Annotated in this window: 27 protein-coding genes; 16 read left to right on the forward strand and 11 right to left on the reverse strand. The window is 42.6% G+C overall.

Annotation, left to right across the window (positions count from 1 at the left end; translation table 11 throughout):
- Nucleotides 1–56 precede the first annotated feature (56 nt).
- Entirely contained in the window at nt 57–920 is an 864-nt protein-coding gene (rsmA, locus tag VLA57_RS00500; protein WP_011513787.1) for a 16S rRNA (adenine(1518)-N(6)/adenine(1519)-N(6))-dimethyltransferase RsmA, read from the reverse strand.
- Between the two features lie 408 nt (nt 921–1,328).
- Between rsmA and VLA57_RS00505 the strand changes: the two genes are divergently transcribed.
- Nucleotides 1,329–1,691: a hypothetical protein gene (locus VLA57_RS00505; RefSeq protein ID WP_020443286.1), complete on the forward strand. Its 363-nt coding sequence runs from the start codon at nt 1,329–1,331 to the stop codon at nt 1,689–1,691.
- 235 nt (nt 1,692–1,926) lie between these two features.
- Nucleotides 1,927–2,220, forward strand: a complete 294-nt coding sequence (locus tag VLA57_RS00510) for a hypothetical protein (protein ID WP_333954007.1) — start codon at nt 1,927–1,929, stop codon at nt 2,218–2,220.
- Between the two features lie 184 nt (nt 2,221–2,404).
- Here VLA57_RS00510 and pdxA read toward each other — a convergent pair whose 3' ends face one another.
- A complete protein-coding gene (gene pdxA, locus VLA57_RS00515) occupies nt 2,405–3,514 on the reverse strand; it encodes a 4-hydroxythreonine-4-phosphate dehydrogenase PdxA (protein WP_333954008.1) in 1,110 nt (369 codons plus the stop codon).
- A gap of 323 nt (nt 3,515–3,837) precedes the next feature.
- Between pdxA and dnaB the strand changes: the two genes are divergently transcribed.
- From dnaB to argF, 3 genes are all read left to right on the forward strand, one after another.
- A complete protein-coding gene (dnaB, locus tag VLA57_RS00520) occupies nt 3,838–5,241 on the forward strand; it encodes a replicative DNA helicase (protein ID WP_011513790.1) in 1,404 nt (467 codons plus the stop codon).
- A 127-nt stretch (nt 5,242–5,368) separates the two neighbouring features.
- Entirely contained in the window at nt 5,369–6,469 is a 1,101-nt protein-coding gene (gene alr / locus VLA57_RS00525) for an alanine racemase (RefSeq protein ID WP_333954009.1), read from the forward strand.
- A gap of 200 nt (nt 6,470–6,669) precedes the next feature.
- Nucleotides 6,670–7,587: an ornithine carbamoyltransferase gene (gene argF, locus VLA57_RS00530; RefSeq protein ID WP_011513792.1), complete on the forward strand. Its 918-nt coding sequence runs from the start codon at nt 6,670–6,672 to the stop codon at nt 7,585–7,587.
- A gap of 125 nt (nt 7,588–7,712) precedes the next feature.
- Here argF and rpiA read toward each other — a convergent pair whose 3' ends face one another.
- From rpiA to VLA57_RS00555, 5 genes are all read right to left on the reverse strand, one after another.
- Complete coding sequence (rpiA, locus tag VLA57_RS00535; RefSeq protein WP_333954010.1) at nt 7,713–8,372, reverse strand: ribose-5-phosphate isomerase RpiA; 660 nt, start codon at nt 8,370–8,372, stop codon at nt 7,713–7,715.
- 147 nt (nt 8,373–8,519) lie between these two features.
- Entirely contained in the window at nt 8,520–9,824 is a 1,305-nt protein-coding gene (locus tag VLA57_RS00540) for an arsenic transporter (RefSeq protein ID WP_333954011.1), read from the reverse strand.
- Between the two features lie 122 nt (nt 9,825–9,946).
- Nucleotides 9,947–10,693 carry an arsenical resistance protein ArsH gene (arsH, locus tag VLA57_RS00545; RefSeq protein WP_333954012.1) on the reverse strand — a complete coding sequence of 249 codons (747 nt, stop codon included), beginning with the start codon at nt 10,691–10,693 and terminating at the stop codon, nt 9,947–9,949.
- Nucleotides 10,683–11,087, reverse strand: coding sequence for an arsenate reductase (glutaredoxin) (gene arsC / locus VLA57_RS00550; RefSeq protein WP_333954013.1), 405 nt, complete (start codon nt 11,085–11,087; stop codon nt 10,683–10,685). The genes arsH and arsC overlap by 11 nt, the downstream gene beginning before the upstream one ends.
- Before the next feature lie 58 nt (nt 11,088–11,145).
- Nucleotides 11,146–11,517 carry an ArsR/SmtB family transcription factor gene (locus tag VLA57_RS00555; RefSeq protein WP_333954014.1) on the reverse strand — a complete coding sequence of 124 codons (372 nt, stop codon included), beginning with the start codon at nt 11,515–11,517 and terminating at the stop codon, nt 11,146–11,148.
- Between the two features lie 297 nt (nt 11,518–11,814).
- On the opposite strand from VLA57_RS00555, the gene ilvA reads away from it, so the two are divergent.
- From ilvA to VLA57_RS00595, 8 genes are all read left to right on the forward strand, one after another.
- Entirely contained in the window at nt 11,815–13,368 is a 1,554-nt protein-coding gene (gene ilvA / locus VLA57_RS00560; RefSeq protein ID WP_149409470.1) for a threonine ammonia-lyase, biosynthetic, read from the forward strand.
- 23 nt (nt 13,369–13,391) lie between these two features.
- Nucleotides 13,392–13,523 carry an excalibur calcium-binding domain-containing protein gene (locus VLA57_RS00565; protein ID WP_442968861.1) on the forward strand — a complete coding sequence of 44 codons (132 nt, stop codon included), beginning with the start codon at nt 13,392–13,394 and terminating at the stop codon, nt 13,521–13,523.
- 97 nt (nt 13,524–13,620) lie between these two features.
- Complete coding sequence (locus tag VLA57_RS00570; protein ID WP_133104596.1) at nt 13,621–14,061, forward strand: RNA-binding S4 domain-containing protein; 441 nt, start codon at nt 13,621–13,623, stop codon at nt 14,059–14,061.
- A 225-nt stretch (nt 14,062–14,286) separates the two neighbouring features.
- Nucleotides 14,287–14,781, forward strand: coding sequence for a low molecular weight protein-tyrosine-phosphatase (locus VLA57_RS00575; RefSeq protein ID WP_333954015.1), 495 nt, complete (start codon nt 14,287–14,289; stop codon nt 14,779–14,781).
- 97 nt (nt 14,782–14,878) lie between these two features.
- A complete protein-coding gene (gene murB / locus VLA57_RS00580) occupies nt 14,879–16,000 on the forward strand; it encodes a UDP-N-acetylmuramate dehydrogenase (protein WP_333954016.1) in 1,122 nt (373 codons plus the stop codon).
- Nucleotides 15,984–16,763, forward strand: a complete 780-nt coding sequence (locus VLA57_RS00585; RefSeq protein WP_259275410.1) for a YdcF family protein — start codon at nt 15,984–15,986, stop codon at nt 16,761–16,763. The genes murB and VLA57_RS00585 overlap by 17 nt, the downstream gene beginning before the upstream one ends.
- A 130-nt stretch (nt 16,764–16,893) precedes the next feature.
- The gene (ccoS, locus tag VLA57_RS00590; RefSeq protein WP_333954017.1) at nt 16,894–17,196 is read left to right on the forward strand and encodes a cbb3-type cytochrome oxidase assembly protein CcoS; all 303 of its coding nucleotides are present in this window, start codon (nt 16,894–16,896) and stop codon (nt 17,194–17,196) included.
- A gap of 97 nt (nt 17,197–17,293) precedes the next feature.
- Entirely contained in the window at nt 17,294–18,115 is an 822-nt protein-coding gene (locus VLA57_RS00595; RefSeq protein ID WP_149491711.1) for a sulfite exporter TauE/SafE family protein, read from the forward strand.
- A gap of 113 nt (nt 18,116–18,228) precedes the next feature.
- Here VLA57_RS00595 and VLA57_RS00600 read toward each other — a convergent pair whose 3' ends face one another.
- Both VLA57_RS00600 and VLA57_RS00605 read right to left on the reverse strand, forming a co-directional pair.
- Complete coding sequence (locus tag VLA57_RS00600; protein WP_333954018.1) at nt 18,229–19,383, reverse strand: DEAD/DEAH box helicase; 1,155 nt, start codon at nt 19,381–19,383, stop codon at nt 18,229–18,231.
- A 257-nt stretch (nt 19,384–19,640) separates the two neighbouring features.
- The gene (locus tag VLA57_RS00605) at nt 19,641–19,856 is read right to left on the reverse strand and encodes a cold-shock protein (protein WP_333954019.1); all 216 of its coding nucleotides are present in this window, start codon (nt 19,854–19,856) and stop codon (nt 19,641–19,643) included.
- 480 nt (nt 19,857–20,336) lie between these two features.
- Here VLA57_RS00605 and aroQ point away from each other — a divergent pair, with 480 nt between their 5' ends.
- Together aroQ and VLA57_RS00615 are read left to right on the forward strand one after the other, a co-directional pair.
- On the forward strand, nt 20,337–20,873 hold the full coding sequence (gene aroQ / locus VLA57_RS00610; RefSeq protein WP_333954020.1) for a type II 3-dehydroquinate dehydratase: 537 nt from the start codon (nt 20,337–20,339) through the stop codon (nt 20,871–20,873).
- 191 nt (nt 20,874–21,064) lie between these two features.
- Nucleotides 21,065–22,366 (forward strand): ABC1 kinase family protein, encoded by a 1,302-nt coding sequence (locus tag VLA57_RS00615; RefSeq protein ID WP_333954021.1) that lies wholly within the window; start codon nt 21,065–21,067, stop codon nt 22,364–22,366.
- Between the two features lie 44 nt (nt 22,367–22,410).
- Here VLA57_RS00615 and VLA57_RS00620 read toward each other — a convergent pair whose 3' ends face one another.
- A complete protein-coding gene (locus tag VLA57_RS00620) occupies nt 22,411–23,241 on the reverse strand; it encodes an ion transporter (RefSeq protein WP_011513809.1) in 831 nt (276 codons plus the stop codon).
- Nucleotides 23,242–23,594: 353 nt separating this feature from the next.
- Here VLA57_RS00620 and VLA57_RS00625 point away from each other — a divergent pair, with 353 nt between their 5' ends.
- Nucleotides 23,595–24,344 carry a YebC/PmpR family DNA-binding transcriptional regulator gene (locus tag VLA57_RS00625; RefSeq protein ID WP_011513810.1) on the forward strand — a complete coding sequence of 250 codons (750 nt, stop codon included), beginning with the start codon at nt 23,595–23,597 and terminating at the stop codon, nt 24,342–24,344.
- Between the two features lie 92 nt (nt 24,345–24,436).
- On the opposite strand, the gene VLA57_RS00630 is transcribed toward VLA57_RS00625, so the two are convergent.
- Nucleotides 24,437–25,009, reverse strand: a complete 573-nt coding sequence (locus VLA57_RS00630) for a methylated-DNA--[protein]-cysteine S-methyltransferase (RefSeq protein ID WP_333954022.1) — start codon at nt 25,007–25,009, stop codon at nt 24,437–24,439.
- Nucleotides 25,010–25,065: the final 56 nt, after the last annotated feature.

Below are 25,065 nucleotides of genomic sequence, written 5' to 3' on the forward strand. Positions count from 1 at the left end.
ATTGTAGATACTACTTAGCAATCAATGATATCTGCGGTATGAATAACACTGATAAATCAGCCTTCTACTTTACGCGCTTGATTGCTCAAATTGACAAAATCTTTCACGCTTAAGGTTTCAGGACGGGCTTGTGGATCAATGGCGCAAGCTGCAAAATCGTCTTCGCTCAACGTCGGCAATAAAGTTGATTTTTTGAATATAGCGCGCAACGTTTTACGGCGATGATTAAAGGTTTCGCGCACCACCAATGCGAAATACTCTTCATCTTCTGCCACGACTGGCTTAATAATGTGCGGCGTCAGACGAAATACGGCACTGGTCACTTTTGGCGGCGGATTAAAAGCACCGCGTGGTACGGTGAGCAAATAATCCGTATGGCAGTGATACTGCATAATGACCGATAGGCGACCATAGGTTTTGCTACCGACGTCAGCGGTGATACGTTCAACCACTTCTTTTTGCAGCATAAAGTGCATGTCTTCAATCACATCGGCATAGCTGAGTAAGTGAAAGAGTATGGGCGTTGAGATGTTATACGGTAGATTACCCACCACGCGTAATTTGCCGCGCTCATCGCTATAAAGCTCCCGATAATCTACATGCATGGCATTGTTTTTGATAATCTCAAAATTTGGATGACTATTAGCCCCGATACGGATACGCAAGCTATCTGCCAAATCACGATCCAACTCGACTACAGTCATCGCATCTACTTCTGCCAATAGCGGCTCAGTCAGTGCGCCCATCCCTGGCCCAATCTCAATCAAATTGTCATCACGCTCTAAGCGAATGCTCTCAACAATCTCACGGATAACACTACGGTCATGTAAGAAGTTTTGACCAAAGCGTTTACGCGGTTGGTGTTTGGCAGCACGTAGGCTGTTGGTAATAGATTGAGCATCAAATGTAGTTTTTGACATAGAATAGTCTTAATGAGTAAGAGGTAAAAGTGAGCAATGACGATAAAATGAGTGTTTTATTGGGATGAATTATATCACAGCTTATTATTTGACTGTGTTTTTGAGATATTTGATCTATAAACTACCCATACCTTGGCGCAACCAACACAGTAGCTTTTTGTTCTAAACTATTTGATATAATACGGTTCCCTAGTGAGGACTTGAATGTCCGGCTGTAGGCTATATACGATAATTGATCAAACTATTTAGGGAGACATAGTGTACTTAGTAATGTACATCATGTGAGCTTTTCGAAAAAAATTATCTCTATGATTTGTTATAACGAACCTAATTTCCACTTGAGCTATCCATAAAATTATGAAATTTTACTATATTATTCTAATGAACTAGCTCTAACAGAGAAGGAAAATGGAGTTAAATAATCGCGAAAAATTAGCACTACTGAATAATTTTGAAATCGACTTCGAGTATGGTGAGGTTACGCTTTTGGATAATTTCGATTACTTTTTGATTTTTAATAAAGAAAGATTCTCTAGAAATACAGACTTTGTAGCAAAGGTATATGATAAAGCAGGTACTTATGTATTAACTATCCCATTTCCCGAGGTTGAAATGCATTATCAAAAGCTTAAGCTTATATTTAGCTGGTGTTGGGAGGTTGAACGTGGAGTTAGGATAGTATTCAATGCAGATGACAGAATCATGTGGGATTTCTGGTATGAATTTGATTTAATAAGTCGTAAATACACTAATTGTAATAGAGCTTATTAATGTTAAATCCTGATCGGTGCGCTATACAGGCATCGAACAGTAGGTTTCAGATATAATCTTAATACCTATGAGGTCATTGATTGAAAACTATTAAGTTAGCTTTTGCAATCTCTCCATCGTAGCTTATGTTGAGGGTGCTTTAAGCTATATTCTAGATATGTTTGGATATTTATTTTCTGGAACTTAAGTAGAGGTATAAGTGAATATCTGTAGCGTTAGTACTCAAATTAGGAAAATGTCTGAAGCAAAAGTAGATGCAGATATGGGGGCATGGAGAGATGTTTTCAGTAAATTTGATAAAGCAGTAGAAGAATGCTTCGATGTTGATATGTTAGTTAATTGCTTATTAGAAGATGACTCATGGTATATACCTTTTGATTCTAGAATGAAGCTTATGGAAAAAGCAAAATCTTTAGGCGGATGCTCATTGGATTTTTTGGCAGATTACTATTCATTTAAAACAGCATTTCTAGATCCAGGCAAAGAATATGATGATGCTGTCGCAAAACTAGATGAGCTATTTCAATAGGTTTGGTTAGACTATAACCTAAGGGAACCATCTAAAAAGCCCCAAAAACCTATTAACAGACCACTTAAAACAGACTGGTATAATGGAACCACTTATATTAGGAAGTGTTTGATGATTCATAAATAGGCATGGTTGATTAAGAAGTTGCCCAATATTGCGTAATAAACCTCGCTAAGGCATCGACTTATGCAAGAGGTCTATTTATGAGTGATTTATCCGCCATCTCATTTGCCATGAGGAGTGCCTGATATAGACTTGTGGCACTGGCACCGCCGCGTCCTGCTAAATCAAGCGCAGTACCGTGATCGACAGAAGTACGAATATAAGGCAGTCCCAAAGTCAAATTGACTGTATCACCAAAGCCATGTGACTTGAGTACAGGCAACCCTTGGTCGTGATACATGGCAATCACTGCATCGCAGTTGGCTAAATGTCTCGGCGTGAATAAAGTATCCGCTGGCATCGCCTCTGATATATCTATCCCAATATTGATAAATTCTTGTAGCACTGGATTGATAATCTCAATCTCCTCAATGCCCAAATGCCCGCCCTCGCCCGCATGCGGATTTAGACCGCAAACTAAGATACGCGGCTGCGTCAAGCCAAATTTCTCACACATATCATCGATAACAATTTGCACTGTTTGGCGTACGTTATCGGCAGTGATGGCTGCAGGGATATCTTTTAACGCCAAGTGCGTTGTAACAAGTGCCACTTTCATGGCTTCATTAGCAAGCATCATGACGACTTTATCACAGCCACTTTGCTGCATAAAAAATTCGGTATGACCGCTGAACATAGTGCCATCTAACAGTTTAATATCAGCCTCTATCAATGCAGATTTTTGTAGTGGTCCGGTGACGATAGCGGCGACTGTTTTGTTTGCTGCCAGCTTATGCGCTATTTCCAACTGCGTTACCACCATTGCGGAGTTATTGATATCAATTTTCCCACAAGCGACGGGCGCAGCACAGGGAATATTGAATAAGATAAAAGCATTATCATTATTAATAGTGCCACTGTTAATACTCTGCTGTGACATTTGATTTAAAAAATCATCGTCTTCTATAATTGCCTCATTTGCATTGATCGTTTTCCAAGGTGGGCAGCTTTTTAATATGCCCGCAGCAATGAGCTCATCGGCACGTTTTTGCATTGCCTTGCTATCTGCCGTGACCCAAACTGGACGATCAAAATCCTGTAACTTACCCTCAGCCGCTAGCAGCAGTACGATATCCATACCAATACCCGCAGGTTCACCAGTCGTGATTAATAATGGCAATTTTTTTTGCATAGCACTAACATCCTATTATTATATTAAGAAGCTGATTCTATTGTATTTTTTATGATAAATGAGCGTATTTGAAGCTGTGTTATATGCCATGAACTTCATTTCATAGAAGCAAGCATTTTTATAGATAATTACTTATCTGAGCTGAAAAAATCACATAATGTGTTAAACTTTCGCTTTTGATTGTAGCATTTACTGGCACGCGTGAGATGACGTTTTGGTACTTCTCTCATCGAGATGCATTGCGCTTGCTTTGCTGTATCATGACTAAAATAAATACTTACAACAATACCCATCTATACCGACTTTTGAAATATTAGGCACTCATGGCAGATACTGAAAAAACCGACGACTTACTCAATCAAACACCGCCGCACAATATCGATATTGAAAAGGCGCTGCTGGCGTCTTTGATGAGTATCGAAGAGGCATACGATAAGATTGCAGATATCGTCACCAAAGACGATTTTTATGCTGGGCGACATCAGTATATTTTTGATGCTATTGCGCATTTAGCTGCAGTCAATGAGCCTTATGACACGGTTATGGTACATGATTGGTTAGAGGCACAAAAGCTGCTAAAAAGCGCAGGCGGCGACAGCTATTTGGCGGATATCTTGAGCCAAAGTCCAGCAACTTTGTTTAACCTGACGGCTTACGCCCAGCGTGTACGCGAGCTATCTACACTACGTCAGCTGATTACTACCGGCAATGATATGTTGACCTTAGCCTATAATCCTAAAGACCAAACCGTCAGCGATATTTTGGATAACGTAGAAGCAAAGATATTTAGCATCAATGAGCAGCATAATAAACGTGCAGAGCAGCGTGGACCTGTCGGTATTACTGCCGTATTGACCAATGTCATTGATAAAATCCAAGAGCTCAAATCAAATCCAGATGGCATGATTGGACTGCAAACCCCATTTGTTGAGCTCAATAATAAAACCCAAGGCTTGCAAGCAGGCGATTTAGTCATTGTGGCTGCGCGTCCATCAATGGGTAAAACCACCTTTGCGATGAACTTAGCAGAAGGGATTTTATTTAATGAAGATTTGCCCGTAGTGGTATTTTCAATGGAGATGCCCGCAGAATCTATCGTGATGCGTTTGCTATCATCTTGGGGCGCAATCAACCAAACACATCTGCGGTCAGGGCAAATGAATGAAGATGAATGGGCAAAAATGATGAACGCCATTCAGCATTTGCAGTCAAAGCATCTATATATTGATGACAGTACTGCCCTGCCACCCTCTGAGCTGCGTTCACGCTGCCGCCGTATTGCCAAAAATCATGATGGCAAGCTTGGCGCTATCATTGTCGATTATCTACAATTAATGAAAGTACCCGGTCTAGATGGCAACCGTGTTGGGGAAATCTCTGAGATTTCTCGAAGTTTAAAAGCCCTAGCACGTGAGCTTGAATGTCCAGTTATCGCCTTGTCGCAGCTTAACCGTAGTCTAGAAAATCGCCCTAACAAACGTCCTATTATGTCGGATCTGCGTGAATCTGGTGCGATTGAGCAGGATGCCGATTTGATTATGTTCATCTATCGTGATGAGGTTTATAATGAAAACTCAGATCACAAAGGTGTGGCTGAAATCATTATTGGTAAGCAGCGTAACGGCCCTATCGGCACCATACGTTTGGGTTTTGAAGGACAATTTACCCGCTTTATCAATTTGACGCCAGAATACTATCAAAATGTCAGTTTTGAGAACGACGAATAATAAAACTGACAGATAATTACGCATCAAAATTGCTCGTAAAAATGGCCAGTGACTCATCAACTCAATTGATGAATTACTGGCTTTATAAATTTATTCCTTCATAACTTTGCTAAAAAAGAAGACGATTATGCGCACAATCACTATCAAGCCTGCCGCCATTACTCATAATCTTAGTCAAGTAAAAGCGTTAGCACCAAAATCTAACGTCCTTGCGATGGTAAAAGCCAATGCCTATGGACATGGTGTCGCCGCCGTCCTACCAGCGTTACAGCAAGCAGATGGTATCGGGGTCGCTACTTTAAGAGAAGCGTTAGAAGCACGGCAATTGGGCTGGGATAAAACTATTGGGCTTATTGAAGGGGCCTTTACTGTTGATGAATGGCGACAAGCAATTGAACACGATATCAGTTGCGTGATTCATCATGCGCCGCAATTGGACTGGGCATTAGAGCAAATACCACCTGTTGATAGTGCCACTAGAGTGGTTTGGATAAAGTACAACACGGGTATGAATCGTTTAGGTTTTAATAACCAAACGCTTATTTCAGCCGCAAAATCTCTGCATGATGCTGGCTATCAGCTGATTTTGACCACCCATTTTGCCAATGCCGACAATCAAGATCACCCATTAAATGCCATACAAATCCAGCGTTTTAATGACATGCTAAGTACTTTACGACAAACAGTCAGTACTAATATTAAAGGATCATTGTGCAACTCTGCTGGTATCGTTAATTTCCCAGAGCATCATCATGATTGGGTACGTCCAGGCATTATGTTATATGGCAGTGCGCCTGTCATCGACCAAAGCGCGTATACGCTAAATTTGCAGCCAGCCATGGAATTTAGCGCACAAATTATTGCCTTGCAGACCGTACAAGCTGGCGACGCCATCGGTTATGGCAGCCGCTGGATAGCCCAGCAAGATGTTAAAACGGCTCTCGTTAGTATTGGTTATGGTGATGGATATCCCCGCGTTGTCAATGAGGATGCTTATGTTTCAGTCATTGACGCCGTAAATCAGCAACGCTACTCATGTGCAGTGATTGGGCGTGTCGCAATGGATATGATTGTCATCGATGTGAGCGCTGTACCAGAGAGTAGCGCTTTAAATAGCAAGGTCATACTATGGGGTGATGCGCCGCATGTTGATGAAGTTGCCACCCATGCTGATACGATTGGCTATGAGCTACTATGTCGTCTAAGCGTACGCCCAAATCGTATATAAATGTTATCGCCATGTCAGATAATGTCTCATCGAATGCAGGTTTGCATGACTGATAAATCATGGCAAATTGGATATTTACATTGAGAGTAATTGCGCTATACTAAAAGTTTGTTGTCATTCCAGTATACGCATTGACGCGATATCATTGCCGGCTGATAACGTATCATTTTCATTGACTTTGTTCGACTGCTAGGATTGCTATGAGTTTGCGCCATTTTTTGACCTTATCTGATTTAACCAAACAAGAACTAGAAAATCTCATCAAACGCGCCAGCGAATTGCGTCATATGCAACATGCAGGCGAGATATACCAGCCCTTTGTTGGTCGTACGCTCGGTATGATATTTGAGAAGTCATCCACCCGTACACGCATCTCATTCGAAACCGGCATGGGACAGTTTGGTGGTAGCGCTATCTTCTTATCGCCAAATGATACCCAACTTGGACGCGGTGAGCCAATTGAGGATTCCGCGCGCGTTATCTCTAGCATGGTCGATATCATTATGATTCGCACCTTTGGTCACGAAAAAGTCGAAACCTTTGCAAAGTACTCAAGCGTACCAATCATTAATGCCTTAACGGATGAATTTCATCCCTGCCAGTTGTTAGCTGATATGCAAACTTATTACGAGCATCGCGGTAGTATCGAAAATAAAATCGTCACTTGGGTCGGTGATGGCAACAATATGTGTGCATCCTATATGCAAGCTGCCAATCAGTTTGGCTTTGAGCTACGAGTAGCCGCGCCTTATGGCTTTGAGCCTGACCCTGAGCTGATGAAACGCTTCTCACATTGCGTGAGTATCGTTGAAAACGTACAAGAAGCGGCAAAAGACTCTCACTTAATTGTCACTGATGTGTGGGCAAGCATGGGACAAGAGTCTGAACAAAACACGCGTGCGCGTCGTTTTTCCTCTTATCAAGTGACACCATCACTGCTAGATAAAGCCGATTCTGAAGTGGTCTTTATGCACTGTTTGCCAGCGCATCGTGGTGAGGAGATCTCTCATGATATGCTTGACGATCCACGCTCAGTGGTATGGGATGAAGCTGAAAACCGCTTACATGCGCAAAAAGCCTTGATGGAGTTTTTGCTAAAAGACAAAATCAAAATATAGGTACACATTTTCAAAAGTTATTTATACAATCATAGATATTAAAAAAGGCAGAGCACATAACTTGTGCTCTGCCTTTTTTAATATGTGATAATCAAGTTAGTGTCTAATAGACAAGCGCTTATTGATTATCGAGTCAGCACTTCAACCCCATTACTGCTGGCTTTTAACAACACATCGGCTTGATTGGCAGCAAAGATACCATTACAGACCACACCGACGATATTATTAAGCTGCTGTTCAAGTGCTATTGGATTACTGACATCTAAATCATAAGTATCCAAAATCACATTGCCATAATCGGTGACAAAGTCTTCACGATAAACAGGCTCACCGCCCATTTTGGCCAACTCGCGCGCCACATATGAGCGGGCTTGTGGCAATACCTCTATCGGCACTGGGAATTCGCGCCCTAGTATCTCAACACTTTTACTAGCGTCAACCATACAAACAAATTTGTTCGATGCAGCAGCAACGATTTTTTCACGCGTGAGCGCACCGCCGCCACCTTTAATCAGTTGCAAATGCGCGTTTACTTCATCAGCACCGTCAATATACACATCAAGCTGACCGGCAAAATTTAAGTCAATAATCTCGATACCAAGTGCACGCAACCTATCTTCTGTCACCTGCGAGCTTGCAACTGCGCCAGCGAGCTTTACTGTTGGTAATAACTCAATCAGACAGTTCACTGTACTTCCTGTCCCTACGCCAAGTATCATATCATCTTCGATATAGCGTAGGGCGGCGCGGGCGGCGGCTTGCTTTTGTGCTTGCTGATCACTCATCATAAGTCCTTGGCAAAATAAACGTATCGCTTTAAAAAAAAGTAAAGGGTAAAAGAGGTAAAATGCGCCGCTATTATAACCGATGACTTTGAGTGATGTCAGCGTAATAGCACCTCTAGTAATAAGATATGACGTTAATTTTTAAGACTAAGACAAATAGGGCAACCAAAATACTAAAGCTAACAAGGTGACTAATAACACTGGCGGGGTGATAATCAAACCAATCTTCATATACTGCCCCCAGCTGATTTTATAATCTTTTTCTGCCAATACATGCAGCCATAGTAAAGTCGCAAGACTGCCCATAGGCGTAAATTTGGGTCCTAAATCATTGCCAATAACGTTGGCATAAATCATAAGCTCACGAGTGGCGGTCGGTACTTGGGCGCTATCAATCGCTAGTGCGCCTATCAAGGTAGAGGGCATGTTATTCATAATAGATGCCACGATAGCAGAGAGGAATCCTGTGCCCAAGGTTGCTATTAGATTGCCTTGTTGCCCTAACCAATTCAAGATCTGAGCGCCGTAGGCAGTTAATCCGGCATTGCCCAAACCATAAACAACCAAGTACATGCCAATAGAAAATAAAACAATCTGCCAAGGTGCTCTACGCACAATATCAGGCACGGACATCACCGCCCCACGACCGCCTTGCCAAAATCGCCCTGCAATCGCCATGAGCAGTACTGCAGCCGCGCCAGTAACGAGCGAGATAGGAATACCAAGCGACTCTGTCGCAAAATAAGCGACAAGCAGCAAAGCCAGTAGCGGAAAGGCAGCTTTAAAAACCAAAGTGTCTTCGATCGCTGACTCAGGTGCGCTAAGGTTAGCCATCGAGTAGTGTGTTGGAATGTGGCGTACATAGAATATCCATAGCACCGCCAGAGTCGCTAGTACAGAGACAATATTGACTGGTACCATAACCAAAGCATAACGTCCAAAACCAATATCAAAGTAGTTAGCACTAACGATATTAACGAGGTTAGATGTGACCAATGGCAAACTTGCAGTATCAGCAATAAAACCAGTCGCTATGATAAATGCCAATGCAGATGGCGGCGAAAAATTTAACCGTAATAAAATCGCAATCACAATCGGGGTCAGTAATAATGCCGCCCCATCATTGGCAAAAAACGCAGAAATAAAAGCGCCTAATATCACAATCATAGGGAACAATAGACGCCCTTGTCCATTACCCAATCTCGCTACATGCAGGGCTGCCCAAGCAAAAAACCCAGCCTTATCTAAGATAAGAGAGATGATAATCAGTGCGACAAAGGTAAAAGTAGCATCCCACACTATGTCCCACACGACACCGACATCAGATAATTGCACCACACCAAAAGCTAGGGCGACCAACGCCCCGCCCATCGCACTCCAACCAATGCCTAAACCTCTAGGTTGCCATATGACTAGCCCTAAAGTAACGATAAAAATAATCAATGCGAGCATGAACAACCTTACTTAAAAAAATTAGTGACATTTATTCAAGTAGGCTTCATGAAGCCTACTTGATTTAGCCTATTTTATTGAATAAGTCTCCAATCGATATTAGGTCAATTTAGAATTAAAAATTAAATCGATTTTTGATTAACGCGTTTTGATACTTCTTCAGCACTTTCAACCCGTTCAGAATAGCGATCAGTCAGATAGGCTGAGCGTCCACGAGTAAGCCAGGTAAACTTTACCAGCTCCTCACAAACATCAACAACGCGCAGATATAAAGGCGACTTATCCATGCGATTATCATCGTTAAATTCCAAAAAGGCTTTTGGAATAGACGACTGATTTGGGATAGTAATCATGCGCATCCAGCGCCCAAGAATACGCAGCTGATTGACCGTATTAAAGCTTTGACTACCTCCACTGACTTGCATTATCGCTAAAGTCTTGCCTTGGGTTGGTCGGACGCCGCCCAATGACAGCGGGATCCAATCGATTTGCGCTTTCATGATACTGGTCATACTACCGTGACGTTCGGGACTGACCCACAGCATACCCTCTGACCACTGCGCAAGCTCACGCAGCTCTTGCACTTTAGGATGGTCTGCATCAACAGCATCCGGTAATGGCAAGCCAGATGGATCAAACATCTTCACCTCACAACCATACCAGCGCAATAGACGACTCGCCTCCTCGGCTGCTAGCTTTGAAAAGGAACGCGTGCGCAATGAGCCGTATAACACCAGTATTTTTGGCGCATGACGTGGGTCATTTGCGCCTATTAAAGACTCAATATCGATAGGATGAATAAGACTTGAATCAATATTGGGCAAATTATCCAAATCGACCACATTCAAATCTGCTGTATTATTTGCCATAATAAACCACTTCCCCATCTTCTTTAGTGAAGCTATTCACGGGGTTATCTAGTAACTCAAACACTCGCTCTGATGGTCGGCACAATGCCGCGCCCTTATCTGTGACTACGATAGGACGATTGATTAAGATAGGATGGTCAATCATGGCATCGATAATTTCGTCATCAGATAGCGTAGGGTTGTCTAGACCCAGCTCATCATTAATCGACTCTTTACTGCGTAACAGCTCTCGTGGAGAGAGAGCCATTTTTTCTAATAGCTCAACCAAATACTCACGACTCGGCGGTGTTTTAAGGTATTCAATCACCTCTGGATTATCCCCTGACGCTTGCATAATGGCTAAGGTATTACGAGAAGTACCGCATTTTGGGTTGTGAAAAATCAACGATGTCATAGTAATCTCACCTATTTTTTATGAATATAGAATTGGGATGTTTTTGATTGATAGCAGTTTAACAATGGGGCAGGTTTTCAACATCATCCAGCTCATTAATGCCACCGCGACTATCGATTGAACAGCCATTTAAATTATTAACAAGAGCCGCACACAGCTCTGGATGTCCAGCGCAGCAATCTTGTAATAAAAACTCAATGACGGTCTGCATATGTGATAAAGAGGCACGATAGATAATCTGGCGACTTTGGCGCTCTGATATCACCCACCCAGCTCGTGCCAGCACCGATAGATGTGTGGACATCGTATTATGCGGCACAGACAGTTGGCGAGCTATTTCACCCGCAGGTAATCCTGTAGGCTCGTGACTGACCAGCAGTCGAAATGCCTTTAAGCGGGTTTCTTGTGAGAGGGCGGCAAAACTTGTCATAGCATCAATCATTTCCATATGTCCAATAATACAGACATATGGAAATGACTCAAGTTTTTTTGGATAAATAAGCAAAAAAACTGGTTTTGTTGATAATTTTATTTGACTTAATAAACATCAATGACTAAACCACCGCAAAAACTGTAATTGTGTCTTGCAACATGTTTAAAATCAGCATAGGCTAATCTATTTGATTTTTATCATTCTCTGCATTTTTTGTCGCTAATAGCGACTCGCTTATTTACTTATAATTCACCGCACTTTTTCACTCATACATTCACAAGTTTAGGAATCATTATGCTGTCACATTGGGTACGAGCCATCTTACAAGCCACCGTCTATGATGTTGCTATTCAAACACCACTTGAAGCGGCACCCAAACTGACCCAACGTTTTGCTAATGACATTCGTTTTAAACGTGAAGACCTGCAACCGGTAAAGTCTTTTAAATTGCGCGGTGCTTATAACCGCATTAGCCAATTAAATGATGAGCAAAAAGCACGTGGCGTGATTTGCGCATCGGCAGGTAACCATGCCCAAGGGGTTGCCTACTCTGCTCGTAAACTTGCTCTTAATAACATTATCGTTATGCCAACTACTACTCCTGATATCAAAGTAGATGCCGTCAGAGCACTTGGCGGCAATGTCGACTTGTACGGTGATAGCTTTGATGAAGCCAATCGCTATGCCATTGATCGCGCTGAGCGTGAAGGTCTGACTTTTATCCCACCATATGATGATGAGCTGGTGATTGCTGGACAAGGTACCATCGGGCTTGAGCTCACCCAGCAATGGCGCAATATGGATTACGTTTTTGTAGCAGTTGGTGGTGGTGGTCTGATTTCTGGCGTCGCTGCATTTTTGGGCGAAGTTGCCCCGCATGTCAAAGTCATCGCTGTAGAAGCCGACCAATCAGCGTCACTAAAAGCGGCACTTGAAGCCAATGAGCGAGTCAAACTTGAACAAGTAGGACTGTTCGTCGATGGTGTGGCAGTTGCCCAAATCGGCGAATTACCGTTTGATATTGTTCGTATGCAGAAGAGCGATAAGTCCGGTCCTGTCGTCGATCCTGAAGTCGTCACTTGTACCAACGATGAAGTTTGCGCTGCTGTCAAAGATATCTTTGAAGAGAACCGTAGTATCGTTGAGCCTGCTGGCGCGCTGCCAGTTGCTGGTATGAAAAAATACATCGAGGCTCATAACCTACAAGGCAAAAACTGCGTCGCCATCATTTGCGGTGCCAATATGAATTTTGATCGCTTGCGCTACATCGCTGAGCGTACTGAGATTGGTGAGAAAAAAGAAGCCATCTTTGGCGTAACGATCCCTGAGCAGACTGGCGCTTTCTTAAATTTCTGTCGTAGCCTACACGGTCGTAATATTACTGAGTTTAATTACCGTGCTGATAGTAAGAAATCACCTGATTCTATGGAACCTGCAGCAATATTCGTTGGGATTGCATTAAAAGAAGGTGACAAAGAGCGTCAAACCATCCGTACGCAATTGGTAGCTGATGGCTATACAGCACACGACTTGACCGATGACGATGTCGCCAAATCCCATATCCGTCATCTGATTGGTGGCCATGCTCATGTTGAAAATGAGCAGTTATTACAAGTCACTTTCCCAGAACGTCCAGGTGCTTTATTAACCTTTTTAGAAAAATTGGGTGACGATTTTAATATTACCTTGTTTCATTATCGCAATCATGGCGCTGCTGAAGGTCGAGTATTGGTCGGTTTACAAGCCTCTGAGGGTAACTCTCGCCAGCTACAAGATGCGCTGCTCGATATCGGTTACGATTGCACCATGCTTAATGATAATGTTGGTTATCAGTTATTTTTAAAATAAAACTAAACGTAGACTATCAATTTATCAGTGGCCGAAAGCATTGCTCCCAAATGACATCCTGCGCAGAAGCCACTTACTTTATACAACATTGCCCTGATACGAAAATGGATGGCAATAATGATGGCATACCTTGTGAAAAACAATGGTGTCAATAACTTCAATGACAAAAACGATGTTAATCGCTTACTGCTCTTTTAATTATTAAAAATACCACCATTATAATCTTACGTTATTGATATCTATGAGGTTTTGATGAGTAAACATAATAAAAACCACAATCAGCCCAGTCATAGCAATCCTGATGCTGTTCGTATGCGTCTTGATAAATGGTTATGGGCTGCACGCTTTTACCGCACTCGCACTCTTGCCAAAGAAGCCATCGAAAGCGGGCGCGTACATTACGCAGGTAGCCGCGCAAAGACCAGTAAAGAGATTACCGTTGGCGATGAATTGCAGATTCGTCAAGGATCAGCCACTGCCATGACTGAAAAGACAGTCGTTGTTGAAGCACTAACGGCGCAACGCGGTAACGCAACAGCAGCTGAAGTATTGTATTCAGAAACCGAAGAAAGCATCGCTCGCCGTGACTATTATGCCGAGCAGCGTAAACTTGCTAACCTTGCCCGTCCAGACAACAAACCCAATAAAAAAGAGCGCCGTGATTTACATCGCTTTAAGAGCAATCAAGATTAGCTCTGTTGGTAAGATCAGTAATAACAGCACCTCATCTTAATTAATAATACGGCTAGCGAGTATGTATGAACTGCTGACCCTATTGTTTACTCTCTGCCCTTGCCATTCAAGGTATTAACCGTTACGCTATCACCCATTAACTTACACTCTATAGCATGCTTATAAATCACATTTCTAGTGTTGATTTTGATAGCATGTTTTTTTATTGCGACAAAAGGTCATCATATGCCCATCAAAGCATCTACTCCGTCATCTGTATTATTGGTCTGTTTGGGGAATATCTGCCGGTCACCGACCGCCGAAGAGATTTTTCGTCAGCAAGCAGCGATCGCAGGGCTGTCGATGAAGGTAGATTCGGCAGGCACTGGGAATTGGCATATTGGGCATGCACCTGATGAGCGCGCGCAGCGTCACGCCAAAGCTCATGGTTACAACATCAATAAATTGGTCGCGCGCCAAGTCAGTGCTGATGACTTTCGCGATTTTGATTTAATCTTGGCGATGGATGCACAAAATTTAGCAGACTTGCAGAGTATTAAAAATGGTATAACAAATACCGATACAAAATTAGCCAAATTGGCTTTATTTAGTGAGGAAGATCCCACTTACGGCGGTGATGATGTGCCAGACCCATACACTGGTGATGGCGATGCTTTTGAAGAGGTAATCGAGCGTATCGAATCAAGTGCACAAGCTTGGATTGAAAGCTGGAAGATATAGTAATCATAAGGCGCTATATTTTTGCTACCTTTATACCTAGCATCCTTTATAATAAATACCATATGACTTTTTGTTTACTTGCCCCATAGGCTATGTTATGACTTCAGCTTTATGCTCTAAACCCAGTGCACCACATACTCTATCTGATGACGTAGCTGATTTGTCTCATAGCAATACCATGGCTTTGGCATGTATGGCTGACTCTGTAGTTACCTTAACGGATGAGGTGCAACTTGATGAGTTTATAGCATATTATGAGCAAGATACTCAGCATAGAAAGCCATTATTTGTCTTGTCCGGTGGTAGTAATGTGTTATTACCAGCCAAGCTCAATGCGATTGTCTTACGACCACAAATGCGTGGTATACAGGTGACAGCGCAAACAGACTCTCATGTCGATATCGAGGTAATGGCAGGTGAAAACTGGCACGACTTGGTGGTACATACGGTCGCTCAAGGCTGGTATGGACTCGAAAACCTTGCCCTCATACCTGGTCTGACGGGCGCCGCTCCCATACAAAATATTGGCGCTTATGGTGTTCAGCTAGAGGACTGCTTACAGTCTGTACGTGCTTACCATCTGCCAAGTCAAACGTGGCATGATTTGACCACGGTCGACTGCGATTTCGGCTATCGTGATAGTATGTTTAAACGTCAGCCGAATACGTGGCTAATCAGCCGTGTGGGTTTTAGATTGCATACTGATGCGACAAAGGTGCTGGCAAGCTATGGCGATGTACAGACCGTCGCACAGAGCTATGCGACACAGCAAGGTCGCACCAAACCGATGCCCGCTGACGTAATGCATGCCATCATTGAGATTCGTCAGCAAAAGCTGCCTGACCCGAAGCAATTACCAAATTGCGGCAGCTTTTTTCAAAATCCTATTGTCCCTCAAGATCAATTTGCTACGCTGCAATCATCTTATCCGGCTATCGTTGGCTACCCAATGCCTGACGCAATGACTAAAGTGGCAGCCGGCTGGCTTATCGAACAAGCGGGTCTAAAGGGCGGCGGTATAGAGCCTATTTTTACCCATCAGCAGCAAGCGCTAGTACTGACCAATCACGCGCCGTATATTGCTACCAAACAAGATGTCGCCGCTGCTCAAAAATATATTATAGATACTGTCTATAAGAAATTTGCGATTCAACTGTCGCGTGAGCCAGTATGGGTAAATGCCGATGGCTCCATTGGATACGATGAGCATGTGGTCTAAGCAGTCATGGTCTAATCGCCTATGGCGACATTATTTACGTTCAGCTGAGCGTATGATCAAGCTGTTTCGTATTATCAATGCCACGTTTTTGCTGGGTGCAACGACAGTTATTTTAGTCCTCATCAGTTTATTCACGCCGCTATTTTCTCAAGCAGTAGTCTATATATTGGCTCATCTGCCATTACCAAAAATGCCATCTGCTGCTATGAGCTCGCCGCCTACCGCTTATGTGGTATTGGGTGGCGGTCTGACCAATGATAATAACAACCAAATTATCCTCAATCGCTATAGCCTTAATCGTGCCCGTGCTGCCGCTACAGCCTATCACGACCTTCCTCTGCCCATTGTACTCAGTGGTGCTGAAGCGCCTTGGCTTGGTCAATGGCTGATTGAGCATGGTATTGATGGGTTAATCAGCGAAAACGCCAGTATGAATACTTGCGAGAATGCGCGATTTACGGCAAAACGTATCCCTCTGCATCATGTCTATCTCATCACCGACAGCTACCATATGGCACGTGCTCGCAGACAATTTGCCTTAAACGGCATCAATAGCACAGCGATTAATGCCCCCTTACCCGTTATACGTGACTGGATGGAGCCAGCACAAAACTTAAGCCATTCTAGGCGGGCGGTTTATGAAGTTGCCGCCTATCTACGCGATGTGATACGACCTCAAGCAAATTGTCGCCAAGCTAAAGAAGTGACGTCGCAGCAGCTGTTGACTCCAAGAGGTAAAGTTGCCAAAACTGCTGACGACTAGAGTCTGTACCTCAATTTTAGAAACATACCCTCATAACTATCTACCTTTTTCCCTTTGTCCTTACAGGTCAACCATCTCACTGGCAACAGGTGTATAATAGTAAAAGAAACTGCGATTAAAGAGATGTGCCATGCTCAGTATATTTTTACTAATTCCATTAAGTCTCATGCTGTTTGTGGTCGCGATTTGGGCAGTACGTTATGCGGTCAAATCCAATCAATTTGAGGATTTGGATAACGCCTCCCAGCGCATTATTTTAGATGATCGTCAAGAACGTCGACAAGTCATACAAGCTCAAGAAAATGTAACACCTATTCAAGAAGTAAAAGAAGTGAGCGATACTACTTCGATTGAAAAAGAATCTAATAAGCTAAATAGTGCGCATATTGTCGCCCCTCCTCTCTCTGATACAGACAAGAACTCAAAAACATAGCCTTGGGCTATTTTACTAATGCGTTACCCACTTATTCTATCTGCATAAGACAGTGGTAAGTCGGTACGCTTTTTACCATTTTTAGGAGTACCTTCCCATGACCACAGCTTTACTCGTTGCGGCATTATTAATGGGTTTTTTTGGTTCACCGCATTGCTTAGGTATGTGTGGCGGCTTAGTAACTGCCTTTGGTCTGTCGATGAAGGATGTCAGCCCCGCCAAGCGCCGTGCATTGGTGGCGACCTATCATTTCGGTCGCTTAACCAGCTACGCATTTTTGGGTTTGATCGCAGGACTGTTAGGTACTGCCGTATTACAACCGTTGATGCAAGGCAATAGTGCACCGCGTATTTTGCTTGGTTTGGTATTGGTGTTCGTCGGCATGACCATGCTTGGTGCACCATTTTTAAAGAGACTTGAGCGTTTTGGTATGCGATTTTGGCAATACCTAAGCCCTATTCGTCAAAAAGTATTTCCACTCAATACTTTTCCGCGAGCATTGTCTGCCGGTCTTCTATGGGGATTCTTACCTTGTGGCTTAGTCTATGGCGCCCTACTTATCGCTGTGGTCGCGCACAATCCTCTCAGCGGTGCTGCCTTGATGTTCGTCTTTGGCTTAGGAACCGTACCGATGTTAGTCGCTACTCATGAGACCGTTGGTTGGTTACGGGATAAGATTGGACGTTTCCGCCTAAGACAGCTTAATGGTGCTGTGATGGTATTATCAGGTTTGGCTGTGGTCTTCGTTCCTATCGCCATGTCCAGTATGCATGGTGACCATGGCGGCGGTCATAGCATGGGCATGGCGCATGGTGATACTATGATGATGACTGATACGGATAATACGACTCACCATGATATGAGCCAAATGGATCACAGTATGCACAATATGAATAATGACTCGGAGACGATGGAATAGCATTACTAATCAATGATAATTGCTTAATGTTATGTGCATAAAAAAAGCCCTTAATCATTTATCAAGGGCTTTTTACTGTTTAAAGACTTTAGAGCTTAATTAAAAAAATCTGATTAAGGCTGCCACTGCTCAAGCTTAAACTTCGTATCCAAATGCTTCTCTAATGCCGGTATATTAAAGGCATCATCTTCGCTGACAAAGCTAATACTAATACCGGTTTGCCCAGCGCGCCCAGTACGACCAATACGATGTACATAGTCATCTGGCTGGTCTGGCAAGGTATAATTAATCACATGACTGACATCATCTACATGAATACCGCGCCCTGCTACATCCGTCGCGACCAAAACAGAGGCATGCCCGTCTTTAAAGCGCTGTAAATATTTTTCGCGTTTTTGTTGAATCACATCGCCTGATAACATGACAATTTTATGTCCCTGACGCAGCTTATGATATAGGCGCTTTACTTGGTCTTTACGATTGGCAAAAATAATGACCTTTTCTACCGTACTATCCATGATAATACGCTCAACCGCTTCTAGCTTCTGATCTTCGGTTAAGAGATAAAAATGTTGGTCTACCAGCTCACTGGTTTTATGCTCAGGCTCAATCTCAACAAACTCTGGCTCATGTAACCAGCGATAAGCCAAACCCATCACATCTTGGTTAAAGGTAGCAGAAAACAATAAACTTTGACGGTCGGTATTGGGCGGCATGCGACCGACTAAGCGTTTGATATCGGGTATAAACCCCATATCGAGCATGCGGTCTGCTTCGTCTAATACTAGCACCTCTACGCGGTCTAAATAGACTATACCTTTGTGCATCAAATCAATCAAACGACCAGGTGTGGCAATCAATATATCGACGTATTGACGCTCAAGCTCATGCTGCTGGGTTTCATAATTGGTACCACCCATAATACAGACGCTATGCAAAGAAGTATATTTGGTCAAAGCGATACAATCATCGAATATTTGCTGAGCAAGCTCACGGGTAGGTGCCATAACGACAGCACGTGGCTCACCTAAATGACGTTCTTCATCAGCAGCAAATGGACGCTTAAGTAACGCCTCCATAATGGTCAATAAAAATGTAGCCGTCTTGCCCGTACCCGTCTGCGCCTGTCCGATCGCATCTTGGTTTGCCAGCGTATGCGGCAGTATTTTTGCTTGAATCGGCGTCAATTCAGTAAAACCTAAGTCACTTACTGCACGCAAGGTCGCTGCTGAAAGTGGCAAATCCGTAAACGTCGTAAAGTTACTCAAAAAAATATCCTTTTATATAAATCGCTTGTGTATCATAAATAAATGAGAGGCTATAAGGCTTAACGATTTATATCAACCATTAGCCAACAGGCAAGCCCTATAAAACTGATAAGCATAAAAAAGCCAAGCCCGATGTCGATGCTTACCAAATACGCTGCGTTAAAATCAACATAAGTAAGACAGGACGGGCTTGACTCAGTAGTATATCAGTAGTTTGTACAGACATTATAGCTAAACTGCACGAATGACTGTTACGATTACTCTTCTACTTTTCTGACTTCTTCAGCTTGTAGGCCTTTATCACCTTCTACCACACTGAACTCAACTTTTTCGCCGTCTTTTAGAGAGCGATAACCATCACCTTGGATCGCGCGGAAATGCACAAAAATATCTTCTCCGCTATCACGTTGAATGAAACCAAAGCCTTTTGAGTCATTAAACCACTTAACGATACCTTGCTCGCGAGCTAACATAATATTACTTCCTAAAAAGTTTACTTAGTCCCAAATTCCTTTGCATCATTGCATATAAACGGGTACCAAGATGATGAAATCAAAACTTAAAAGTGACTATCTAATACAGTATTAGCGAAATATGAAAGCCTTATACTTACTTTTAGTATTTAGTCATTTTAATGCCTCTAGTCTTTAATGGAAACTAAAACTACTTTATCAAAAAAGTGTTAATTATCTACCAAACTAGAGTTAGCAACAAACATGTAATGTTTATTGTGTAAAAAATATCATAACACGGGTTTTTAGCAACACAAAGGCTTTTAAGATGATTTTTATACCTCGATCTATTTTTTGGAATTATTTTTTTATAAGTTAGCTTGCAAGCTGTTAATATAAAAGGATAGAGAGCGCTATGTTTCCTAACACCTGTTATTGTAGTACGCTTATACTCACCAATAATTTATCTTGACATATTCATTGCTACTCATAGAGACCATTATGACCGCCTCATCTCAATCAGCAACGACCAGCACTGCTTCCCATAAAAAAGCCAATAAAACCCTTACTCATAAGCTATTATTGATTAATGGTGTCAATCTAAATCTACTCGGCAAACGTGAGCCTGATATTTATGGTCATATGAAGCTTGCTGATATTGAGAGTGCTTTAATCAAGCGCGCCGCGGCACATGGTATTGAGCTAATTTGTAGTCAGTCGAATCATGAAGGCAAACTGGTCGATGATATTCAGTATTACGGTCTATTGGCAGAGCCAAGCGCACAGATCGATGCCATAATCATCAATCCTGCTGCTTTTACTCATACGTCTGTTGCGATACGCGATGCGCTACTTGCTACCCAAAAGCCATTTATAGAAGTACATTTATCTAACGTCCACGCACGCGAGTCGTTTCGCGAGCATTCTTATTTATGTGATGTAGCGGTTGGCGTGATTTGTGGTTTGGGGCATTTGGGCTATGATATGGCATTGGATTATTGGCTGACCCATACTTATGCAATAACACTGAATAAGTAGTTTAATGGCGTTAAGGTTTTTATCTAAATAATACTGCCGAACACATGACAAAAATTACTGCGACAAGTACTACACAAACCGTTATTGCGATACTTTTTAGCACAGTAGTTAAACAGCATTCATTCGATTAAAATAATAATATTAGGGGTTAGATAATAACCCACTAAATACCCCACTAGATGGTGATAGGCATGGCAAAATCGTCCGGAACGCGCTTTATGAAACTTGCTGGTATGACAGTAAGTATTGCTGGAAAAGCAGCTAAAAACTCCCTAAAGCATCTCTCAAGTGACGAAGAAAAACGCCTACAAGCGCGCTCAGAATTGATGCAAGATGTCGGTATTCAAATCGCTGAAACTTTAGGTGAGATGAAAGGTGCGGTCATGAAGGTAGGTCAAATTGCCTCGCAGTATAAAGATGTGTTTCCACCTGAAGTTGCAACCGCATTAGAGAAACTGCAAAAAGATGCACCGGCGATGCCCTATGCGCAGATACGCGTACAAGTTGAACGTGAGCTTAAAGCGCCTATTCATGAATTATTTACTGAATTCGAAGAAATTCCATTTGCTGCAGCTTCCATCGGACAGGTACATCGCGCAATTTTGCCATCTGGGCAAAGGGTTGTGGTTAAGGTGCAATACCCTGATGTCGACAAAAATTGTGATAGCGACCTAAAACAAGTCCGTATGGCACTAAAAATCGCTGGCGTGCTCAATATGAGTAAGCAATTGCAAGAGCAATTATTTCACGAAATTCGCCAAAGCTTACATGATGAGCTTGATTATATTAAAGAGGCGCATAATCTGCGGGTATTCGGCGCTTTTCATGTCGAAGATACGGGTCTCATTATCCCAAAAGTGATTAGCAGTCACTCTTCTAAAAGAATCTTGACCTTGACAGAAGAGAGCGGCGAAACCTTAACAGTGGCAGCAACGTGGGATAATGATATTAAGCAGAAAATCGCAGTGCGCTTGTTTCATTTTACCGCAGGGCAGCTGTTTGGGTTATATCGAATGCACTGCGACCCTCATCCGGGCAACTTTGCGTTCCGTGATGATGGCAGTGTGGTTGCCTATGATTTTGGCGGGATTCGTAGCTATAGCGACAGCGAAGTTCAATTATTTCGCCGATTTGCCAAGCATGCCTTAAAAGGTGATGTCACTGCCCTTGAGCAAGATTTGGTTGCTCTGGATATACGCCGTGAAGACGATAAAATCGTACCGGGTGAGTTTTATGGAAAATGGTTAGAGATTGGGCTGAAACCCTTATCTATCAAACCCTATCAAGACGGTGATTTTGATTTTGCAAGCAGTCAAACCCATCATGAAGCCATCGCCCAAATGCGCACTTCTTTGAAATACTTTGGACAGTTTCAACCATCAGCCTCTACGATGATGCTCGACCGTACTATATCAGGACAATACTGGAACCTAGTCAATCTAGGAGTGACGATAGATTTGTCGCCACTGGTACATGAATATATAGGTTTTTAGAGCGTTAAATGGCTATAAATATATAGGACAAGTTTTAGTATTGGTTATACATGCAAGGCATGTCCACAGCGGTCACAAAAATCCGCACCTACTGCGTGACCAAATTTACCACAGTTCGGACACGTGACAGGATTGAGCTGCGGGCGCATATTACGTGCAAGCTCTGAGGTGAAAATCCCTGTCGGTACAGCAATGATTGAATAACCTGTAATCATGACCATGGTTGCAATGGCTTGCCCCAATGGTGTTTTTGGTGACATGTCGCCGTAACCAACCGTCGTCATAGTAACAACTGCCCAATAGATAGATAGCGGAATACTGGTAAAGCCGTTTTCTGGTCCTTCTACGACATAGATAATCGAGCCGAAAATGGTGACCAGTAACACCAGTGACAAGAAAAATACCGTGATTTTTTGCTGACTGGTTCTAAGCGCAGACGCCAAAAACCCTGCTTGTTGCATATAGGCTTCAAGCTTAAGTACCCGAAAGATACGTAAAATACGTAAGATACGAATGACAAGTAAGTATTGTACGCCCACAAACATTAAGCTTAAATAGCTCGGTAGTACGGACAATAAATCCACTATCCCAAAAAAACTAAACACGTAACGAAAGCGATTGGGCGCTGAGAACAACCTGAGCATATACTCAATCGTAAACAAAATAGTAAAAAACCATTCTGCATATAGAAACAGCGTGCCATACTGCAAGCGCATATAGAGCACACTATCGAGCATCACGACCGCCACACTGGCCAAAATCGCGATCAACAATACAATATCAAACAGCTTACCCAAACGAGTATCTGTACCTTCAATAATAATATGAATGCGGTTACGCAAATGAGTAACGGCTTCGGTATTCGGCTGCTTCATAAAGTCAATCAAATCATAGGATCAATGGATATCTAAAACCGGACAACTTAGGCGTATATGCATAAGCTAAGATTGGTCAAAATACGTGAAAGTGGTTTATAATATTGAAAGTAATGTGGTTATCGGCTGCTATCCGTCACTACGATAATAATCGATAGCGGCTCAAAAGCCAGAACATAGCAGTGTAGCAAAAAAGCGCTATTAACAACATACAAATCGTTAACTTAGCGACAGATCACTTACCTGAGCTTAACAGCGCAATCAGGTAATAAAACTGCTGTAGCTATAAAAAATTTTTACCAATAAATGTTTTAGCTGTACAATACATCACTCGTAATACTTAAGGACGTCATATGGCAGGCCATTCAAAATGGGCAAATATCAAACACCGTAAAGCCCGTCAGGATGCGGTAAAAGGTAAAGTATTTACCAAAATTATTCGTGAAATTGTTTCTGCTGCCAAGCAAGGTGATCCTGACCCTGATAAGAATCCGCGCCTACGTGCGGTTATTGAAAAAGCCCTGTCCGTCAATATGACAAGAGACACCATCAATCGTGCGGTAGCTCGTGGTACAGGCGGTGATGACAATGACAATATGGACGAAGTTAGCTATGAAGGTTATGGCATCGGCGGCGTCGCAGTATTAGTCGAAACCATGACTGACAATCTCAATCGGACAGTCAGTGAAGTACGCCATGCTTTTACCAAAAATGATGGCAATCTGGGTACTACTGGCTCTGTGGCTTACCTATTCAATAAACGCGGTGAAATAAGCTTTAATGACACAAGTTTAGAAGATGAAGTTATGCTAGTGGCATTAGATGCAGGCGCGCTTGATATCGAAAATGATGGCGAAAGCTTGCTGGTCATCACTGAGTGGGAAAATTTCGGTCATGTTAAAGACGCGCTTAATGCTGCTGGTTTAGTCTCTGACAATGCTGAAGTAACTATGTCGCCATCCACCAGTGCTGAAATAGACAACGTTGCAGATGCCGAAAAAGTCATGAAGATGATTGATATGTTAGAAGATATTGATGATGTGCAAGAAGTTTATAGCAACGTCAATTTTTCAGACGAAGTCATGGCACAGCTTGAGCAGTAATTTTTGTGCTTTGTATTAAAAAAGCCAAACGTTTTTAGCGTTTGGCTTTTTTGTTCAACAATATGTGACATGTGACGAGCAATTACTTCAAACTAAGCTTTGCACGTGACGCCTTCAAGCGCTAACAAATGCGTTTTCTTATCTAAGCCGCCTGTATAACCACCAAGTTTGCCGTCGCTTGCAATAACACGATGACACGGAACGACAATACTAAAAGGGTTTTTACTATTGGCATTCGCAACCGCACGAAAGCCTTTGGGACTATCGACATTTTGTGCCAGCGTTGCATAGCTAATCGTCTTGCCATAACCAATATCTTGTAGTGCTTGCCAAACTCGCTGCTGAAATTTAGTTCCTAGGCTCATATCTAGTGACAAATCGAACGCTTGACGCTCACCGTTAAAATACTCCGTTAATTGTGCTATAGCCTCTATTAATAATGCTTGAGTAGGTTCATTTTTGCTTAGGCTATCTTTATCTATGAATGTAAAACTCTGATCGTCAATACCATAATGCTTTTTAAGCTTGGGAATAGATTTCGAACTGTGCCAAGAATCACCTGCCAGCAGCCAATTGACCTCAACCAGCTTAGGACTGCTATGCTCATTGGCACTCGCAATTAATGTTAACTGATTAGATCCAAAAGCGGCTGTGGTGACTATCATGACTACTCCTTTTCAAATCGTTATATTTTCAAGACTTGAGTATTGACTAAAATAAA

Origin of the sequence: Psychrobacter sp. S4(2024), from assembly GCF_036861305.1 — a bacterium.
GTDB lineage: Bacteria > Pseudomonadota > Gammaproteobacteria > Pseudomonadales > Moraxellaceae > Psychrobacter > Psychrobacter cryohalolentis.

Excerpts from the sequence above, each read along its gene's own strand:
- VLA57_RS00620 (WP_011513809.1), bottom strand. The coding sequence starts at position 23,241 with ATGAAGCAGCCGAATACCGAAGCCGTTACTCATTTGCGTAACCGCATT.
- arsH (WP_333954012.1), bottom strand. The coding sequence starts at position 10,693 with ATGGCAAATAATACAGCAGATTTGAATGTGGTCGATTTGGATAATTTG.
- ilvA (WP_149409470.1), top strand. The coding sequence starts at position 11,815 with ATGCTGTCACATTGGGTACGAGCCATCTTACAAGCCACCGTCTATGAT.
- rsmA (WP_011513787.1), bottom strand. The coding sequence starts at position 920 with ATGTCAAAAACTACATTTGATGCTCAATCTATTACCAACAGCCTACGT.
- pdxA (WP_333954008.1), bottom strand. The coding sequence starts at position 3,514 with ATGCAAAAAAAATTGCCATTATTAATCACGACTGGTGAACCTGCGGGT.
- VLA57_RS00630 (WP_333954022.1), bottom strand. The coding sequence starts at position 25,009 with ATGATAGTCACCACAGCCGCTTTTGGATCTAATCAGTTAACATTAATT.
- arsC (WP_333954013.1), bottom strand. The coding sequence starts at position 11,087 with ATGACATCGTTGATTTTTCACAACCCAAAATGCGGTACTTCTCGTAAT.
- VLA57_RS00510 (WP_333954007.1), top strand. The coding sequence starts at position 1,927 with ATGTCTGAAGCAAAAGTAGATGCAGATATGGGGGCATGGAGAGATGTT.
- argF (WP_011513792.1), top strand. The coding sequence starts at position 6,670 with ATGAGTTTGCGCCATTTTTTGACCTTATCTGATTTAACCAAACAAGAA.
- VLA57_RS00605 (WP_333954019.1), bottom strand. The coding sequence starts at position 19,856 with ATGTTAGCTCGCGAGCAAGGTATCGTTAAGTGGTTTAATGACTCAAAA.
- dnaB (WP_011513790.1), top strand. The coding sequence starts at position 3,838 with ATGGCAGATACTGAAAAAACCGACGACTTACTCAATCAAACACCGCCG.
- murB (WP_333954016.1), top strand. The coding sequence starts at position 14,879 with ATGACTTCAGCTTTATGCTCTAAACCCAGTGCACCACATACTCTATCT.
- rpiA (WP_333954010.1), bottom strand. The coding sequence starts at position 8,372 with ATGAGTGATCAGCAAGCACAAAAGCAAGCCGCCGCCCGCGCCGCCCTA.
- VLA57_RS00555 (WP_333954014.1), bottom strand. The coding sequence starts at position 11,517 with ATGACAAGTTTTGCCGCCCTCTCACAAGAAACCCGCTTAAAGGCATTT.
- VLA57_RS00595 (WP_149491711.1), top strand. The coding sequence starts at position 17,294 with ATGACCACAGCTTTACTCGTTGCGGCATTATTAATGGGTTTTTTTGGT.
- VLA57_RS00625 (WP_011513810.1), top strand. The coding sequence starts at position 23,595 with ATGGCAGGCCATTCAAAATGGGCAAATATCAAACACCGTAAAGCCCGT.
- VLA57_RS00575 (WP_333954015.1), top strand. The coding sequence starts at position 14,287 with ATGCCCATCAAAGCATCTACTCCGTCATCTGTATTATTGGTCTGTTTG.
- VLA57_RS00615 (WP_333954021.1), top strand. The coding sequence starts at position 21,065 with ATGGCAAAATCGTCCGGAACGCGCTTTATGAAACTTGCTGGTATGACA.
- ccoS (WP_333954017.1), top strand. The coding sequence starts at position 16,894 with ATGCTCAGTATATTTTTACTAATTCCATTAAGTCTCATGCTGTTTGTG.
- VLA57_RS00505 (WP_020443286.1), top strand. The coding sequence starts at position 1,329 with ATGGAGTTAAATAATCGCGAAAAATTAGCACTACTGAATAATTTTGAA.
- VLA57_RS00585 (WP_259275410.1), top strand. The coding sequence starts at position 15,984 with ATGAGCATGTGGTCTAAGCAGTCATGGTCTAATCGCCTATGGCGACAT.
- alr (WP_333954009.1), top strand. The coding sequence starts at position 5,369 with ATGCGCACAATCACTATCAAGCCTGCCGCCATTACTCATAATCTTAGT.
- VLA57_RS00570 (WP_133104596.1), top strand. The coding sequence starts at position 13,621 with ATGAGTAAACATAATAAAAACCACAATCAGCCCAGTCATAGCAATCCT.
- VLA57_RS00540 (WP_333954011.1), bottom strand. The coding sequence starts at position 9,824 with ATGCTCGCATTGATTATTTTTATCGTTACTTTAGGGCTAGTCATATGG.
- aroQ (WP_333954020.1), top strand. The coding sequence starts at position 20,337 with ATGACCGCCTCATCTCAATCAGCAACGACCAGCACTGCTTCCCATAAA.